This window comes from Massilia sp. HP4, assembly GCF_005222695.1.
Taxonomy (GTDB): Bacteria; Pseudomonadota; Gammaproteobacteria; order Burkholderiales; family Burkholderiaceae_D; genus Telluria.
Window position 1 is genome coordinate 37620 of the sequence record NZ_STGG01000037.1, and the last position, 16857, is coordinate 54476.

At 65.7% G+C, this 16857-nt stretch carries 11 protein-coding genes; 7 read left to right on the forward strand and 4 right to left on the reverse strand.

What is annotated here, in order from left to right; all coding sequences use genetic code 11:
• The first annotated feature begins 185 nt into the window (after window positions 1-185).
• Together E8M83_RS13545 and E8M83_RS13550 are read left to right on the forward strand one after the other, a co-directional pair.
• The gene (locus tag E8M83_RS13545; RefSeq protein ID WP_137173868.1) at window positions 186-1283 is read left to right on the forward strand and encodes a LacI family DNA-binding transcriptional regulator; all 1098 of its coding nucleotides are present in this window, start codon (window positions 186-188) and stop codon (window positions 1281-1283) included.
• Window positions 1284-1377: 94 nt separating this feature from the next.
• Window positions 1378-2655: an SGNH/GDSL hydrolase family protein gene (locus E8M83_RS13550; protein ID WP_229491521.1), complete on the forward strand. Its 1278-nt coding sequence runs from the start codon at window positions 1378-1380 to the stop codon at window positions 2653-2655.
• Here E8M83_RS13550 and E8M83_RS13555 read toward each other — a convergent pair.
• The 4 genes from E8M83_RS13555 to E8M83_RS13570 are packed head-to-tail and all read right to left on the reverse strand — an operon-like array spanning window position 2637 to window position 9144.
• A complete protein-coding gene (locus E8M83_RS13555; protein ID WP_137173870.1) occupies window positions 2637-4265 on the reverse strand; it encodes a glycoside hydrolase family 43 protein in 1629 nt (542 codons plus the stop codon). The genes E8M83_RS13550 and E8M83_RS13555 overlap by 19 nt on opposite strands.
• Window positions 4262-5560 carry an MFS transporter gene (locus E8M83_RS13560; RefSeq protein ID WP_137173871.1) on the reverse strand — a complete coding sequence of 433 codons (1299 nt, stop codon included), beginning with the start codon at window positions 5558-5560 and terminating at the stop codon, window positions 4262-4264. The genes E8M83_RS13555 and E8M83_RS13560 overlap by 4 nt, the downstream gene beginning before the upstream one ends.
• Window positions 5557-6927 carry an enolase C-terminal domain-like protein gene (locus E8M83_RS13565; protein ID WP_137173872.1) on the reverse strand — a complete coding sequence of 457 codons (1371 nt, stop codon included), beginning with the start codon at window positions 6925-6927 and terminating at the stop codon, window positions 5557-5559. The genes E8M83_RS13560 and E8M83_RS13565 overlap by 4 nt, the downstream gene beginning before the upstream one ends.
• 39 nt (window positions 6928-6966) lie before the next feature.
• A complete protein-coding gene (locus E8M83_RS13570; RefSeq protein WP_170976800.1) occupies window positions 6967-9144 on the reverse strand; it encodes an alpha-glucuronidase family glycosyl hydrolase in 2178 nt (725 codons plus the stop codon).
• A gap of 552 nt (window positions 9145-9696) precedes the next feature.
• On the opposite strand from E8M83_RS13570, the gene E8M83_RS13575 reads away from it, so the two are divergent.
• The 5 genes from E8M83_RS13575 to E8M83_RS13595 form a co-directional block, all read left to right on the forward strand.
• The gene (locus tag E8M83_RS13575) at window positions 9697-12774 is read left to right on the forward strand and encodes a TonB-dependent receptor (protein WP_137173873.1); all 3078 of its coding nucleotides are present in this window, start codon (window positions 9697-9699) and stop codon (window positions 12772-12774) included.
• A gap of 183 nt (window positions 12775-12957) precedes the next feature.
• Complete coding sequence (locus E8M83_RS13580; protein WP_137173874.1) at window positions 12958-14142, forward strand: fumarylacetoacetate hydrolase family protein; 1185 nt, start codon at window positions 12958-12960, stop codon at window positions 14140-14142.
• 39 nt (window positions 14143-14181) lie between these two features.
• A complete protein-coding gene (locus E8M83_RS13585; RefSeq protein WP_137173875.1) occupies window positions 14182-14982 on the forward strand; it encodes an SDR family NAD(P)-dependent oxidoreductase in 801 nt (266 codons plus the stop codon).
• Window positions 14979-15854, forward strand: coding sequence for an SMP-30/gluconolactonase/LRE family protein (locus tag E8M83_RS13590; protein ID WP_137173876.1), 876 nt, complete (start codon window positions 14979-14981; stop codon window positions 15852-15854). Before E8M83_RS13585 ends, E8M83_RS13590 begins: the two co-directional genes overlap by 4 nt.
• An 18-nt stretch (window positions 15855-15872) precedes the next feature.
• The coding region (locus E8M83_RS13595) for a dihydroxy-acid dehydratase (RefSeq protein ID WP_170976801.1) at window positions 15873-16857 on the forward strand (985 nt) is incomplete at its 3' end.

The following is a 16857-nucleotide window of genomic DNA, read 5'->3' on the forward strand; positions in this document are numbered from 1 at the left end:
CATCAGTAAAAAGTTAGCGCAATCATTATTGTCGATTGTGGATGAGACAGCATGCTTCCGTCAACCGCTTTATTACCATTTCGCATAGCGGATATAAACGCTGGAGCTGTCGTAAGTACAAGGCCGCGTGGTAGAATGGGATCATTCAAGTTCGCGCTAACATTGCCTGTCAGAGGTTGCTCCGCATGTCTAATTCCAATACCGGATTCATCGTCCCAGCGGATGCCAAACGCGGCCCGAACATGGCCGATGTGGCGAAGCTCGCCGGGGTGTCGCCGATGACGGTCTCGCGCGTCATGAACGGCAAGTCGACCGTGCGCGCCAGTACGCGCAAGAAGGTCACGGCCGCGGCGGCCGCCCTGAACTACGCGCCGAACCCCGAGGCGCGGCTGCTGGCCGGATCCCGGCCGATCCGCATCGGCTTCCTGTACAGCATGCCCAGCGTGCGCAGCGGCGCCTACCTGACCGAGGTCTTGCTGGGATTGCTGAACAAGGTCAGCCTGAACAACGTGCAGCTGCTGGTCGAGAAGTGCGCCGACGGCGACCAGATCGCCGAACAGACCCAGCGCCTGATCGACAACCATATGGATGGCATCATCCTGCCGCCGCCGCTGGTCGACAATGCCGAGATCGTGTCGCGCATCGTCGATGCCGGCATCCCGCTGGCCCTGATCGCCTGCGGCCAGCCCGATCCGCGCGCCAGCGCGATCGGCATCGACGACCGCCAGGCCGCCTATGACATGACGCGCCACCTGATCGAGCTGGGCCACCAGCGGATCGGCTTCATCACCGGGCATCCCTACCAGTCGGCGAGCAGCGCGCGGCTGGAGGGTTACCAGGCGGCGATCAAGGAGCTGGGTGCCGACCCGGCGCCCGAGCTGGTGACGCAGGGGATGTTCAACTACCGCTCCGGGCTGGACGCGTCAGAAATCCTGCTGGCGCTGGCCGACCGCCCGACGGCGATCTTCGCCAGCAACGACGACATGGCCGCCGCCACCGTCGCCGTGGCCCACCGCCTGGGGCTCGACGTGCCGGGCGATATCACCGTGGTCGGCTTCGACGACACCGCCTTGTCGACCACGATCTGGCCGGCCCTCACCACGGTGCGCCAGCCGACCATGGACATGGCCGAGGCGGCGATCGAATGCATCGTCCAGCGCGTGACGAACGAGCGCACCGGCCTGCCGGCCGGCCCCGAGCACGTCAAGACCGATTTCGCGCTCGTGCGGCGCCAGTCGGACGCGGCGCCGCGTATCCGGCCGCCGGTCCGCATATTCGCCTGAAACACCACACTCCGGTACTTTGATTGCGCTATCATTGGCGTTACAGATTTGGTAGTCCTGCCTTTTGCGGGTCATGCCATCACCGGAGACAAGCTTGAATATATATCGTCGAGGCCGTCTGGCCATCGCCGTCCTGGCCGCATTCGGCCTGGGCGCCTGCGCACTGCCGCCATCCGCCGGCCATGCCGAAGCCCGGCACTGGGTAAGCAGCTGGGGTACCTCCCAGATGTCGTACGGCCAGGCCGAAGCCATGCCGGCCGAGCTGTGGAAGGACGGCACCGTGCGCCAGGTCGTGCGCCTGTCGCTTGGAGGAAGCCAGGTGCGGGTCCGCATCAGCAATGCCTATGGCAGCGAGATGCTGGTCGTGAACGAGGCCAGCATCGCGCGCGCCGTGAAGCCGGGTTCCTCTGAAGTGGTGGCGGGTTCGCTGCAGGGTCTGCGCTTCAACGGCAGCACCGCGGTGCGCATACCGGCCGGCGCCGAGTACGTCAGCGACCCGGTCGACATGGCGGCGACGAGCGGCCTCGATGTCGCCGTGACCATGCACCTGGCGAATGCGGCGGGCCAGCAGACCGGCCATGCCGGCGCCCGCACGACCACCTTCCTGGCCCCGGGCCGCCAGACCGCCGCGGCAAGCCTCGACGATGCGAAGACCGTCACGCGCTGGCACCAGCTGGCAGATATCGAAGTCAGCGCGCCGCCGCCGGCGCGGGCCGTGGTCGTGATCGGCGACTCGATCACCGACGGCTATGGCGCGACCACCGACGCCAACAACCGCTGGACCGATCACCTGGTGCAGCGCATCGCCCAGGACGGCAAGCGGCCGCTCGCCGTGATCAATGCCGGCATCGGCGGCGGCCGCCTGCTGCGCGAAGGCCTGGGCCCGAGCCTCATCACCCGCTTCGAGCGCGACGTGCTGGCGAGGAATGGCGTGAGCCACGCGATCGTCTTCATCGGCGTCAACGACATCGGCGTGCTGCGCCGCTCAAAGGAAGACACGCCGCAGGCAATCGAGGCGATGCTGGGCGACTTCAGGCAGGCGCATTTGCAGATGATCGCGCGCGCCCACGCCAGGGGGATCTGCGTCATCGGCGCGACGATCACGCCCTTCATGGGCAGCGGCTACTATGCGCCGGCGCAGCACAACGAGGCGCTGCGCCAGGCGGTCAATGACTGGGTGAGGGGAGAAAAGGCCTTCGACGGCGTGTTCGATTTCGACGCGGTGCTGCGCGATCCGGCCCGGCCGTCCTACCTGGCCAAGGCCTACGACAGCGGCGACGGCCTGCATCCGTCGCATGGGGGCTATGCCGCGCTGGCGGCGGCGGTGCCGCTCCAGCAGCTGGACAACTGCGCCTACGGCCGGGGCAGGTAAGGCCGCTCGCGGTATTCGAAATAATCGAAGTCGGCATGCAGGGCGGTGCCGGCCATGTCCTGGCAGGCCACGCCCACGAACGCGCCCGTGAAGTTGGGCTGGCCGGGCGCGCCGGCTTCGTCGGACAGGATGCTGGCGTCGAATTGCTGCGCCAGCCACTGCCAGGGACCGTCGCCGAGGCGGTAGCCGAACAGCAGGCGTTCTTCGTCCACTTCCACCCGCAGCTGCACCGGCACGCCAGCCGGGATGGCGATCGGCGCGGTGAAGCTGTCGGCCTGCATGTGATTCGGCAGGCTGCTCATTACGCGCAGGTGCTTGCCGACCTCGTCGTCATGGGTGATGTACAGGTAGTGGAACTTGGCCGCGCCGTAGTAGCAGACCAGGCCGGCCTGCTGCTGGAAGTGTTCCGGCTCGAACTCGACCACGGTCGCCGCGCTGAAGCAGTGCGCCTGCTGGCGCCGCGCCACCAGCGCCTGGCGGAAGGTGCTGCCCAGGGTTTCGCGGCCGAACAAGCGCAGGTGGCCGGGCCGCGCCGTCAGGCTGAACAGCTCTTCAGGATATGGCGTGCGCAGCCACTGGAATTCCGAAGGCAAATCGGGCGTGTCGAACTCGGCCCGTTCAGGCGCGGCGTCGAAGCGGTGTTCGGGCAGGCCCGGCGCCTCGGCCTCCAGTTGCGGCATGCCCTCGCCATCGAGCGTGCGCAGCCAGCCGTCTTCTCCCCATACGACTTCCTGGATCGCAGTTTCGCGTCCCAGGGTGCAGGTGCCGCGGTTGCGCAAAGGCCGGCCGCACAGGTAGACCATATACGTACGGCCATCTGGCGTATCGACCAGGTCGGCGTGGCCGGCGCGCTGCAACGCCGCGTCGGGACGTGAACGCGTGGTGAGGACATTCAGGTCAGGATGCAGCTCGTACGGCCCGAGCAGGTCGCGCGAACGCGCCATTGTCACGCCATGGTTCCAGCCGGTGCCGCCTTCGGCGGTGAGCAGGTAGTAATAACCCTCGCGGCGGTACAGGTGCGGCGCCTCGGTCAGGCCGTGCTCGGTGCCGGCGAAGATATTCGTGCGGCTGCCGACCAGGCGCTGCTCTTGCACCGAGTACTCTTGCGCCACGATGCCGGCGAAGCGCTTGCCGCCGGGGCGGTGGTCCCACAACTGGTTCAGCACGTACTTGCGGCCATCGTCGCCGTGGAATAGCGATGGATCGAAGCCGCTGCTGTTCAGGTGTACCGGATCGGACCAGGGACCATCGATGCTGGGACTGGTGACCAGGTAATTGTGAAAATCGCGCAGCGAGGCACTGCCGCCGGCAGCGCCGGTCGAGGTGCGGCCATAGCGCTTGACGTCGGTGTAGACCAGCCAGAACAGGCCATCCGCATGCGTGAGGCAAGGCGCCCACACGCCGCAGGAATCGGGCGCGCCGCGCATGTCGAGCTGGCTGGCGCGGGTCAGCGGACGGCCGGCCAGGCGCCAGTGCACCAGGTCGCGCGAATGGTGGATCTGCACGCCGGGGTACCACTCGAAGGTGGAGGTGGCGATGTAATAGTCGTCGCCGACCCGCACGATGGACGGGTCTGGATTGAATCCGCGCAGGATCGGGTTGTGGATCATGTTTTTTCCAGGGGAGTGTGGGGCTGTGCCGGCTCACGCACCAGGGTCCACAGCAGCACCGCCGCGATCAGGTCGAGCACCGCCAGGCTGACGAAGAAGGGCGTATAGCCGACGCTGGCCAGCAGGGTGCCGATCAGCAGCGAGAAGATGAGCAGGCCCAGGTTGCCGAAGGTGCCGCACATGCCGGCCACGGTGGCGACCTCGTTGCGCCGGAACAGGTCGGACGACATCGTGATGACGGTGACCGACAAGGTCTGGTGCGCAAAGCCTGCAAGGCTGAGCAGGGCGATCGCCGCATAGGCATTGTCGACATAGCCGACGAAGGCCACGCCCATCATCATGATGGCGCCGAGCGTAAAGGCGCCGCGCCGGGCATTGATCAGGCGCACGCCGCGCTTTTGCAGGGCCAGCACTACCATCGGGCCGAACATGCAGCCCAGGTCGGCCGCCAGGAACGGCAGCCATGCGAACATGGCGATGTCCTTCAGCTCGAAGCCGCGCACCGTAGTCAAGTACAGCGGCACCCAGAACGCCAGCGTGCCCCAGGCCGGATCGGCCAGAAAGCGCGGCAGGGCGATGCCCCAGAAATTGCGTTTCTTGAGGATGCTCATGACCGACGGCTTGCTGCCGTCGCCCGCCAGGTGGTCTTCCTGGCCGGCGGCGATGTACTGCGCCTCGGCCTCGGACAGGCGGCGGTGGCGCTTGGGCGCGTCGTACAGCAGCAGCCAGGCGCAGACCCATACCAGGCCGAGCGCGCCGGTGATCACGAAGGCCGATTGCCAGTTGTAGTGCAGGATCGCCCACACCACCAGCGGCGGCGCCAGCATCGAGCCGAAGGAAGCGCCGACATTGAACACGCCGCCCGCCAGGCCGCGCTCCTTGGCCGGGAACCATTCCGAGACCGCCTTCATCCCGGCCGGATTGGCCGAGCCTTCGGCAAAGCCGAGCAGGCCGCGCAGGATGGCCAGGGTCTGCCAGTTGGTGGCCATGCCGTGCGCCATGCAGATCAGCGACCAGGCGGTGGCGAAGATCGCGAAGCCATATTTGAGGCCGATCACGTCGAGCACATAGCCGCACAGCGGCTGCAGCATGATCGCGCCCTGGAAGGCGGCCGTGATATACGCGTATTCCTGGGTCGTGATATTCAGCTCGGTCAAGAGGGTGGGGGCGGCTACCGCCAGCGAGCTGCGGGTCAGGTAGTTGACCACCGCTCCCAGCATGATCAGGCTGATCATCCACCAGCGCAGGCCACGGATGGTGCGGCCCCGGGTCCTGGCCAGGATCGCTGCGATCATCGGTTCACCATGCTGGGGCGCTTCGGATCGTAGACGAAATCGGGCAGCAGGTAGCGCATCGCCATCGCATCGTCGCGCGCGCCGCCCGCGACCTTCTTGTACAGTTCGTGCGCCTCACCGATGCGCGCCATGTCGGGCTCGATACCCAGGCCCGGACGCTCCGGCACCGCCACCTGGCCGCCCACGATCTGCAGGGGTTCCTTCGTCAGGCGTTCGCGGCCCTCCTGCCAGATCCAGTGGGTGTCGATCGCCGTGATCGTCCCCGGCGCGGCGGCCGCGCAATGGGTAAACATCGCCAGCGAGACGTCGAAGTGGTTGTTCGAATGCGAGCCCCAGGTCAGGCCCCAGTCGTGGCACAGCTGCGCCAGGCGCACCGAACCCTGCATGGTCCAGAAGTGCGGGTCGGCCAGCGGGATGTCCACCGCGCCCAGCAAGTGCGAATGGGCCATCTGGCGCCAGTCGGTGGCGACCATATTGGTGGCGGTGCGGATGCCGGTGGCGCGCTTGAACTCGGCCATGATCTCGCGTCCCGAATAACCGCCCTCGGGGCCGCACGGGTCTTCGGCATAGGCCAGCAGGTGGCCCTGGCCGCGGCAGGCATCGATTGCTTCGGCCAGCGACCAGGCGCCGTTCGGATCGAGCGTCACGCCGGCGTCCGGAAAGCGGCGCTTGATGGCGGCCACCGCTTCCATCTCTTCCCCGGCCCGCATCACGCCGCCCTTGAGCTTGAAGTCCTTGAAGCCGTACTGCTCGACCGCCGCCGCGGCCATGTCGCCGATCGATTCGGCGCTGAGCGCCTCCTGGTTGCGGACCCGGTACCACCCGTCGCGGCCGGCGTCAATGTCGTAACCGAGGTCGGTGCGGCCACGGTCGCCGATATAGAACAGATAGGCCAGCATCGGCACGTGGCTGCGCTGCTGCCCCTCGCCCAGCAGCTCGCACAGGGGCAGGTGCATGAACTGGCCGAGCAGGTCGAGCAGGGCCGCCTCCACGGCCGTCACCACGTTCTCGAGGCGCAGGTTGATCTCGTGCGGCTGCTTCATCACCGCCGCCTCGGCGCTGGACGTGACCTGGTGGCTGGCGCCCGAGATGCTGGCGCGCAGGCGGATCAGGGTCTGGCGGTGGTGGCCGATCTCGGTGCCTTGTACCAGCGGCGCCAGCTTCTGCAGCGCCAGAAGGATGCCGTTCGAGCCGGGCACCTCGCCCATGCCGGTACGGCCGGCGCTGTCCTTCAACAGCACCAGGATGCGGGTGAAATACGGCGCATGCGCGCCGCACAGGTTGAGCAGCATGCTGTCGCGGCCGGCGACCGGGATGACTTGCATCTCCACGATGGTCGGGGTGGCGGCGCGTTGGATTGGGTTCATCTACACAATCTCCAGTGAATCAGGCAAACAGGATGGGCCTCAGATGCCGGGGGCATACGGGAAGCGGATCGACTTGTAGTGCTCGAGCGAGTGCGCGGGCTTGCGCACGCCGGCCGGCAGCGGCAGTCCCGACCTGTCCTGGAAATAGGCGATGCTGGCGTCGCGCCACCATTGCGCCTCGACGTGTTGCTGGGCCAGGCGCTGGGCCGTGTCGGCGAAGCGTTCGGCGTCCACGAATGGTTTCAGGCCTTGCCACTCGGCCTGCATCGCCGCGGCTTCGGCCACGCCGTGGTCGTAGCGCGTCACCAGTTCTTCCCACAGGGTGCGGCCGGACGGCATGCGGTAGTCCCAGGGCAGGCGGTGGAACCAGAGCAGCAGCTCGGGCGGCGTGGTCTTGGGATCGGCGAAGCGGCGCGCCACCTCGGGTGCGTACTGGGCCACGGCATTGCTGCCGCTGGCGGTGCGGTCGAAGCCGATGCCGTCGCGGGCGGCGCGGTGGTAATAGATCGGATTCCAGTCGGCGCGTTCCAGGTTGTCGACCCAGGGCGCCGGGCCGTGGTGGTGGCTGCTGCCCATCACGTGGTTCAGGCCGAGCGGCGTCATGTAGTCGACCACGGCTTCGCGCGAACGCATCATGATGTTCACGACCGGGTCCAGCAGCTTCGGTTCGGGGCTGAAGGTCTGGGCAGCCCATTCGCGCGCGACGGCGCGGCTGTCCAGGCCCTGGTCCCAGGCCATGCGGCCGTAGACATACCAGTTGGACTGGTCGAAGATCGAGCCGCTCCAGCTGCGGCTGGCGCCGATATTGGCCACGCCCGCGATGCCGCCCACGCGGCCCTGCTTGCCCTGGATGGTGTCGGCTACTGTGACCTTGCTACCGCCGATGCGGGTATCGAATTCCAGCGTTTCCTGGAACATGGGGCCGAGATAGGCCAGATGGGTGGCGAAGCCCAGGTACTCCTTGGTGATCTGGAATTCCATGATCAGCGGCGTCTTCGGCATGGCGCCGAACATCGGGTGGGCCGGCTCGCGCGGCTGGAAGTCGATGGCGCCGTTCTTGACCTGCACCAGCACGTTGTCGTCGAACTTGCCGTCCAGCGGGATGAACTGGTCATAGCCCTCGACCGCGCGGTCATGCGCCTTGCCGGCCTTCGATTCCTCGGGCGAGGCGTAGACAAAGGCGCGCCACATCACGATACCCTTGTGCGGCGCCACCGCGCGCGCCAGCATATTGGCGCCGTCGGCGTGGTTGCGGCGATAGTCTTGCGGGCCCGGCTGGCCTTCCGAATTGGCCTTGACCAGGAAGCCGCCGAAGTCGGGAATGGTGCGGTAGATCTCGTCGGCCTTGTTCTTCCACCAGGCGGCGACCTCGGGGTCGAGCGGATCGGCGGTTTTGGTCTGCTTCATCTCGAGCGGGGTCGACCAGCGCACCGACAGGTAGACCCGGATGCCATACGGACGCAGCACGTCGGCGATGGCGGCGGCCTTGGCGATGAACGGCGCGCCGAGCACCTCGGCCTTGGAGTTGACGTTGTTTAACACAGTGCCATTGATGCCCAGCGAGGCATTGGCGCGCGCATAGTCGGTGTAGCGCGGATCGATGATGTGCGGGAGTTCCCACCAGTTCCAGATCGACTGGCCGGCATAGCCGCGCTCCACGCTGCGATCGAGGTTGTCCCAGTGATTCAGTACGCGCAGGGGCAGGGCAGGCTTCGACGCCAGCGCCACGCGGTCGGCGCCGGTGCCCAGCTGCAGCTCGCGCAGCCAGGCGAAGCTGCCATACAGCAGGCCGGTGTCGGTGTTGGCAGCGACCAGGGTGACCGGTAAGCCGTCCAGCTTGGCGCGCCGCACCAGATAGCCTTCATCGCCAAGCTTGCCCAACTGCTCGCGCACGGCGGAGGCGGCATCCAGGCCGGCCGGCAGCTCGGCGCCGCGCGCCAGCACCACGCTATTGGCGCGCGCCTTGGCGACGATGCCCGGCGCCTTGCCCAGCAAGCCGTGCAGGCCGCGCTGCAGCTCGGCGCGTGCGGCGCCCTTGGCGGGACTGTCGGCGCCGAGTACCAGGATCGAATCGGCGACCTGGGCGCGCTGGGCGTCAGGGAGAGGTTGATAGCGCAACCACAGTTGATAACCATCTTCTGCGGCGGCATGGGTCGGCAGGCACAGCAACATACCGAGAAGAAGTGCGGCCCACAGCCGCCCGAAGAGTCCTTGCATTGATTGTCTCCATATCTTTTTTGGTTCCGGATGTTGTTTTGTATCATCCGGTGTCAGGGAATGTTAGCGCGAACCTTTTCGATTTGAAAGTGTTTTATCGGCCAATTTAGCGCGATGGCATGGGTGGCAGCGGTATATCGCTTGATAGAGTCCGCACAACTGATACCTCTAACATTCGCGCTTTACCAACGTTCGGAATATTTTGTTGACAATCATTATTTTTGACCAGTAGACTGGGATGGTTGCGATAACATTCGTGTTAGTAGAAATGTTCGCATCCAGTGCTTGAAGTAAAAAAATAATGAGGAGATGAGCATGCACCACAGAGACGTCACCGCACGTCCGGCCGCCTGGCCGGCGTCACCTAGCCCGCGACAGCCCTATCCCGCCATTTCGATCAGCGTTACCAGCCAGCCGGCCGTGGCAAGTTAGGCCTGCCTGTTCGCAGAACAGGACGGCAGGCATTCCTTTTCTGGAATGACCTCGCCCGCACCAGACAACCGTAGACGGTTGCTTACGTAGAAACAAAAAAACCATCAGGAGACAGCAAACATGACTCGCAATTCCAAGCAGCAGGGTGTAGCACGCCGGCGCCAATGGGCGCTCGGGGTGACCGTACTGGCGGGCCTGGTCCACCAGGCTTACGCGCAAGACACGACCACGACGACCGACGCCAACGCGCAGGCCGGCGTGAACGTCGTGAAAGTGACCGGCTACCGCGGCAGTCTGCTGGCGTCGGCGAAAGACAAGAAGGAATCGGTCGGCTTCCAGGACACCATCAGTTCGGAAGACATGGGTAAATTCCCCGACAAGAACATCGCGGAATCGCTCAGCCGCATTCCCGGCATCCAGATTTCGCGCGACGTGACCGGCGAGGGCATGAACGTCCAGATCCGCGGCCTGGGCTCCAGCTTTACCAAGGTCTTGCTGAACAATGCGCAGATCGCGGTGGCATCGTCCGGCCCGATCGATGGCGCCAGCACCAACCGCGAGATCGATCTCGACCTGCTGCCGACCGAACTGTTTACCAAGCTGACCGTCAGCAAGAGCCCGAATGCCTCGATGCTCGAGGGCGGCGCCGCCGGTACCGTCAATCTGCGCAGCGCGCGCCCATTCGACAAGGAAGGCGCCTACGTCGTGTATAGCGCGACCGGGCAGAAGCAGGAAATCGCCAACGACATCGGCGGCCGCGGCTCGCTCCTGGCCAGCAAGACCTGGGGCGACAAATTCGGTATCCTCGCCGGCGTTTCCGTCAATCGTCAAAAAGCACGCACCACCGGCTACGAGACGGTCGGCCTGACCAATGCCAACCTGTCGGCCGCGCAGAATGGCTTGCCATCGCGTAACAATACCGGTGGCGGCAACTGGACGATTCCAGGGACGGTGCCAAACGGCGCCGGCGCGGGGCTGGTTCCCGGCACCGTCATCGACCAGGCTTTCCTGGAAGGCCGTAATCCGGGCACCAGCATCACCGCGATCGACAACGCGCTGGTTCCCCGTCTCGGCCGCTACATGGAATACTACGGTGACCGCGACAAGACCGCGGCGATCGTCAGCGCCGAGTACCGTCCGACCGAAAACCTGCACTTCTACGTCGATACGCTGTACAGCGAGAAAGACGACGACATGCAGCGCATCGGCTACACCTGGGCCATGCGCAACGAGTTCGCGATCCCGCTCGACATGAAAGTGGACCGCAGCGATTGCAACGCCGGCTGCACGGCGACCAGCGGCACCTTTGCCAATGCGCGCTACTTCATCGAATACGGTCCGCGCCGCGACAAGACCACGCTCAAGGGCATCAATCCAGGGATGACCTGGCAGATCGCGCCAACCCTGAAGCTCGAGGCGCAGGCCAACGCGACGGAGTCGGACTTCACGCACGAAGCGCCGACCGTCATGCCGATCACCGCAGCGGGCAGCGGACTGGTGGCCAGCTATGACGCCACCAATGGCGGCGTCCCCAACATCACCTTCAACAACGATGTGAACAACCCGGCCAATCTCGGCTGGGCGGGTGGCCGCGTCAACATCCAGAACGAGCTGCGCGAAACCAGCACCAAAGGCTTCCATACCGACCTGACCTGGGGCGACAAGAAGCTGAACCTGAAGCTCGGTTATGCCTATGACGACATCGACCGCCGCATCCGCGGCCAGGACAACTCTGCTGCCTGGCAGGCGGCGGTGTGCGGCAACAATCCGAGCGTCTTCATCCAGGGTCCGAACGGCGCTCCGCCGTGCGATGGCGCCAACACCCCCGGCGCCAGCGCCGCTGCGCTCTATCCTGGCTATGGCACGGGCTATACCGCGGGAGCGACCGCACCGCTGGTCTACCAGGGTTCGCTGATCCCGGCCGACAAGCTGGCAGGCTACCTGGTGCCTGGCGAGTATGGCCGCCTGGTCGTCGACTGGGACCGCTTCAAGAAGGATTCGAACTACGACCACTACAACTCGACGGCGCCGGATTCGACCAGTTCGTCGACCGGGGCGAGCTCGGGCTATATGCGTGAGAAGACCTCGGGATTCTATACCGAGATCAACGGTTCGACCCTGCTCGCCAACATGCCGTTCCGGTATAACGCCGGTGTTCGCTACGTGCGCACCAAGCAGGAAGTCGGCTCCCTGAATTCGTTCAGCGACCCACGCAATGCGAACCTCACGCTCAATGGCTCCAAGTACCCGAACGCCACCGAGTGGCAGTATGTGAACAACACCTACAACAACACGCTGCCATCGGGTACCGCCGCCCTGACGGTCGCCAACAACGTCATCGTGCGCGCCGCGGCATCGAAGAGCATGACGCGCGCCAATCCGAACTCGCTGCGTCCCGGCATTAACTTCAGCTCGGTGTCGGCCGACGTCGGCACCATCGGCAGCCCCGAACTGCAGCCCTATATCTCGAAGAACCTGGACTTCGGCGTCGACTGGTACACCGGCGGCGAAGGCTATGTGAGCCTGACCGTGTTCCAGAAGAAGCTCAAGGGCTTCACGGTGATCGAGAACCGTAATTTGCCGTTCAGCGCGCTGGAGCAGTATGGTGTCACCTATAACAACCTGATTCCTAACCAGCAGGCGGCGATCGACGCGCGCGGCGGTCCGGGCGCGGCGACCGTGGTGATGAGCCAGGAGCGCAATGCCGGTGGCATCCTGCGCATTCGCGGCCTGGAAATCGGCTGGGTCCAGCCGCTCGACAGGTTCTTGCCGATCAAGGGCTTTGGCTTCAGCGAAACCGCGACCCTGATCAACCAGACGGCTAGCGGCGAAGGCACCAACGGCTTCGTGGCGCTGAACGTGCCGCGCAAGAGCAACAACTTCGGCGTCTATTACGAGAACCACGGCTTCATGGCGCGTTTCTCGCATACCTATCGCGAAGGCAGCCAGGCGGCCAACGGCGGCCAGAACGGCATCGCGGCGGCCGCGCTGTATGGCCGCGCCTACAAGCAGGCCGACTTCTCGTCGAGCGTGGATCTCGAGCAGGTCTTCGATCGCGAAGGCTGGCCGACCATCACCTTCGACGTGGTCAACATCAACAAGGCCAAGCGCGATTCGTACTTCCAGTTCGAGAGCGCGCAGTTCGGGTTCTACGACCCGGGCCGTACCTTCCAGCTTGGTGTCCGCGGCCAGTTCTGACGCTAGCGACGCCTGACTGTCAAGTCCCGCGCTCGCCGTTGACCGGCGAGCGCCTGTCCGGTCAAGCTGCAATGAACGAGCGCCGATGATTGCGTTAACATTAATGTTAAAATCATGTCCGAAGGCTACATCCCGAATCCTATACTGCCGCCCCCTGGGGCGGCGTCAGCAATAGAGGAACCCATGACTACCATCCAAGCCAATCCGCTTCCCGACGACATCGACCGCGCGCTGCTGGTGGGCCGGGTCTGGCGCACCGGCGCCAACGAAGGACCAGCCGTGGTCGCCGTGCGCGGCGGCCGCGTGGTCGACATTACCCGCCATGCGCCGACCGTGGCCGACCTGTTCGAGCGCCGCGACCTGTTGGCCATCGTCGGCAGCGCCGAGGGCGAAGACCTGGGACCGGTGCGCGAGCTGGCCGATGCCGCCCTGCGTGGCGACGCCGCCCTGAACGGCATCCGCCTGCTGGCGCCATGCGACCTGCAGGCGATCAAGGCCGCCGGCGTGACGTTTGCCGTCAGCCTTCTGGAGCGGGTGATCGAAGAGCAGGCCAAGGGCGATCCATCGCGCGCGGCGGACCTGCGCGAACACCTGCAGGCGACCATCGGCGTCGACCTGTCCGAAATCGTGCCGGGTTCCGAGGCCGCGCAGCGCCTCAAGCAAGAGCTGTCGGCCCAGGGCTTGTGGTCGCAATACATGGAAGTGGGCATCGGCCCGGACGCCGAAGTCTTCACCAAGTCGCAACCGATGTCGTCGGTGGGTCACGGCGACCCGATCGGTCTGCACCCGACGTCGCACTGGAACAATCCCGAGCCCGAGATCGTGCTGGCGGTGAACAGCCGTGCCGAGATCGTCGGCGCCACGCTGGGCAACGACGTCAACCTGCGCGACATCGAAGGCCGCAGCGCCCTGTTGCTGGGCAAGGCCAAGGACAATAACGGCTCCTGCGCCATCGGTCCCTTCATCCGCCTGTTCGACGCCACGTACACGCTGGACACCCTGCGCGAGTGCGAGGTCAATATGCTGATCGAGGGCGTGGACGACGGCTTCATCCTCGAAGGCAGCAGCCGCATGCGCGAGATCAGCCGCGACCCGCTCGACCTGGTCGCGCAGACCTGCGGCCCGCACCACCAGTATCCGGACGGCTTCATGCTGTTCCTCGGCACGATGTTCTCGCCGATCAAGGACCGCGACGCCGCAGGCGGCGGCTTTACCCACCATCTGGGCGACCGGGTCGGCATCTCGACCCCATCGCTCGGCACCCTGGTCAACACCGTGCAACGCAGCGACGCGATCGCACCCTGGACCTTCGGCGTGCGCGCCCTGTACGCCAACCTGGCGCAGCGCGGCCTGCTGGCGCCGGCATAAGACAGCCCTCTGCAACACACCCTGGAATACGAAAAACCCATGTCTGACACTATTCAACCAGCCTTTGTTTACGCAAGCTATCCTGACCTGAAGGACAAGCGCGTGGTCATCACCGGCGGCGGCAGCGGCATCGGCGCCGAACTGGTCACCGCCTTCGCCGGGCAGGGCGCCCGGGTCTGGTTTCTCGACATCGCCGAGGCCGCAGGACGCGCCCTTGCCGAGTCGCTGGCCGCCGCGTCGAGCACGGCGCACGCGCCGCGCTTCTTTCCCTGCGACCTGACCGACCTCGATGCGCTCAAGGCCACGTTCGACGCTATCGTGCGCGAGGCCGGCGCCGTCGACATCCTGCTCAACAACGCGGCCAACGACACTCGTCACACCATCGAAGAGGTCACCCCGGCGTACTGGGACAGCCGGATGAACGTCAACCTGCGCCACCAGTTCTTCTGTGCCCACGCCGTCCTGCCCGGAATGAAGGAGCAGGGCCATGGCGTGATCCAGAATTTCGGTTCGATCTCGTGGCATCTGCCGCATACCGAACTGTCCCTGTACATGACCGCCAAGGCCGGCGTCGAAGGCATGACGCGCGCGATGGCGCGCGAGCTTGGCCCGCACGGCATCCGCACCGTGGCCCTGGTGCCGGGCGCCGTGCGCACCCCGCGCCAGGAAGCGCTGTGGCATACGCCGCACGAGGAAGCGCGCATCCTTAACGGCCAGTGCCTGCAAGAGCGGGTCGAGATGCAGGACGTGGCGGCGTTGTCGCTGTTCCTGGCCTCGAACAATGCGCGTCGCTGCAGCGGCCGCGAATACTTCGTCGACGCGGGCTGGTACGGCGCATGAGCAGCGCGATTCCACATTGCCTGTGGGAGGTGGGGGCGACCCTGGGCGAAGGCGCGCTGTGGCATGCCGCGGCGGGCCAGGTCTGGTTCGTCGACATCAAGGGCCGGCGCCTGCATTGTCTCGACGTCGCCAGCGGCGGCCAGCGCAGCTGGGACGCGCCTGGGCAGGTGAGCTTTGTCGTGCCGATCGAAGGCGGCGGCTTCGCCTGCGCGCTGGAAGATGGGCTATACCGCTTCGATGACGAGAACGGCGGGTTCATTCCCCTGCTGAAGGTCGAGGCCGACCAGCCGGGCAACCGCTTCAACGACGGCCACGTCGACGCCGCCGGACGCCTGTGGTTCGGTTCGATGGACGATGCCGAAGCCCAGGCCACCGGCGCGCTGTATTGCTTCGATGGGCGCGACGTGCGCCGCATGGACGACGGCTATGTGATCACCAACGGCCCGGCCATCAGTCCTCACGGACGCACGCTGTACCACACCGATACGCTCGCCCAGCGCATTTATGCCTTCGACCTGGATGACGACGGCCAGGTAGCCGGCAAGCGCCTGTTCGCCGAGCTGCAGGACGGCGGCTACCCGGACGGCATGGCGGTCGACGCCAGCGGCCACCTGTGGGTGGCGACCTTTGGCGGCTGGCGCATCGACCGCTTCGATCCGCAGGGCCGCAAGGTCGGCGAAGTGCGCTTTCCGTGCGCGAACATCACCAAGCTCGCCTTCGGCGGCGACGACCTGCGCACCGTGTACGCCACGACCGCGCGCAAGGGCTTGTCGGCGGCCGAGCTCGAAGCCCAGCCCCTCGCGGGCGGCTTGTTCACTTTCCGCGCCGACGTGCCGGGACTGCCGCAGCATGCGCTGCGCTTGCAGGAGTAGAAAAGAAAGAGCAACAGAATGACCGATAGTAAAGTCAACAACGCCACGCGCCGCTTCCGGTCGCAGGACTGGTTCGACAATCCCGAGCGCATCGACATGACCGCGCTCTACCTCGAGCGCTTCATGAACTACGGGATCACGCCCGAGGAGCTGCGCTGCGGTAAGCCGATCATCGGCATCGCCCAGAGCGGCAGCGATATCGCGCCGTGCAACCGCGTCCACCTGGAGCTGGCCAAGCGCGTGCGCGACGGCATCCGCGACGCCGGCGGCATCCCGATGGAATTCCCGCTGCACCCGATCTTCGAAAACTGCCGCCGCCCAACCGCGGCGCTAGACCGCAACCTTGCCTATCTGGGCCTGGTCGAGATCCTGCACGGCTATCCGATCGACGCCGTCGTACTCACCACCGGCTGCGACAAGACCGTGCCGGCCCAGCTGATGGCCGTGTCGACGGTCGACATTCCCGCCATCGTGCTGTCGGGCGGGCCGATGCTCGACGGCTGGTTCGAAGGTGAGTTGGTCGGTTCGGGCGCCGCGATCTGGAAGGCGCGCCGGCAGCTGGCGGCGGGCAGCATCGACGAAAAGAAGTTCGTCGACATCGCTACCGCGTCGGCGCCGTCCGCCGGTCACTGCAACACGATGGGCACGGCGTCGACGATGAATGCAGTCGCCGAAGCGCTGGGCATGTCGCTGACCGGCTGCTCGGCCATTCCCGCACCATACCGCGAGCGCGGCCAGATGGCGTATGAGACGGGCCGCCGCATCGTGGAGCTGGCCAAAGAGGATATCCGCCCATCGAGCATCCTGACGCGCGAAGCCTTCCTGGACGCGATCGTGGTCAATGCCGCGATCGGCGGCTCGAGCAACGCCCAGCCGCATATCGTTGCGATGGCGCGCCATGCCGGGGTCGACATCACGCCCGAGGACTGGATGGAATACGGCTACCAGGTGCCGCTGCTGCTGAACATGCAGCCGGCCGGTAAATACCTGGGCGAGCGCTTCC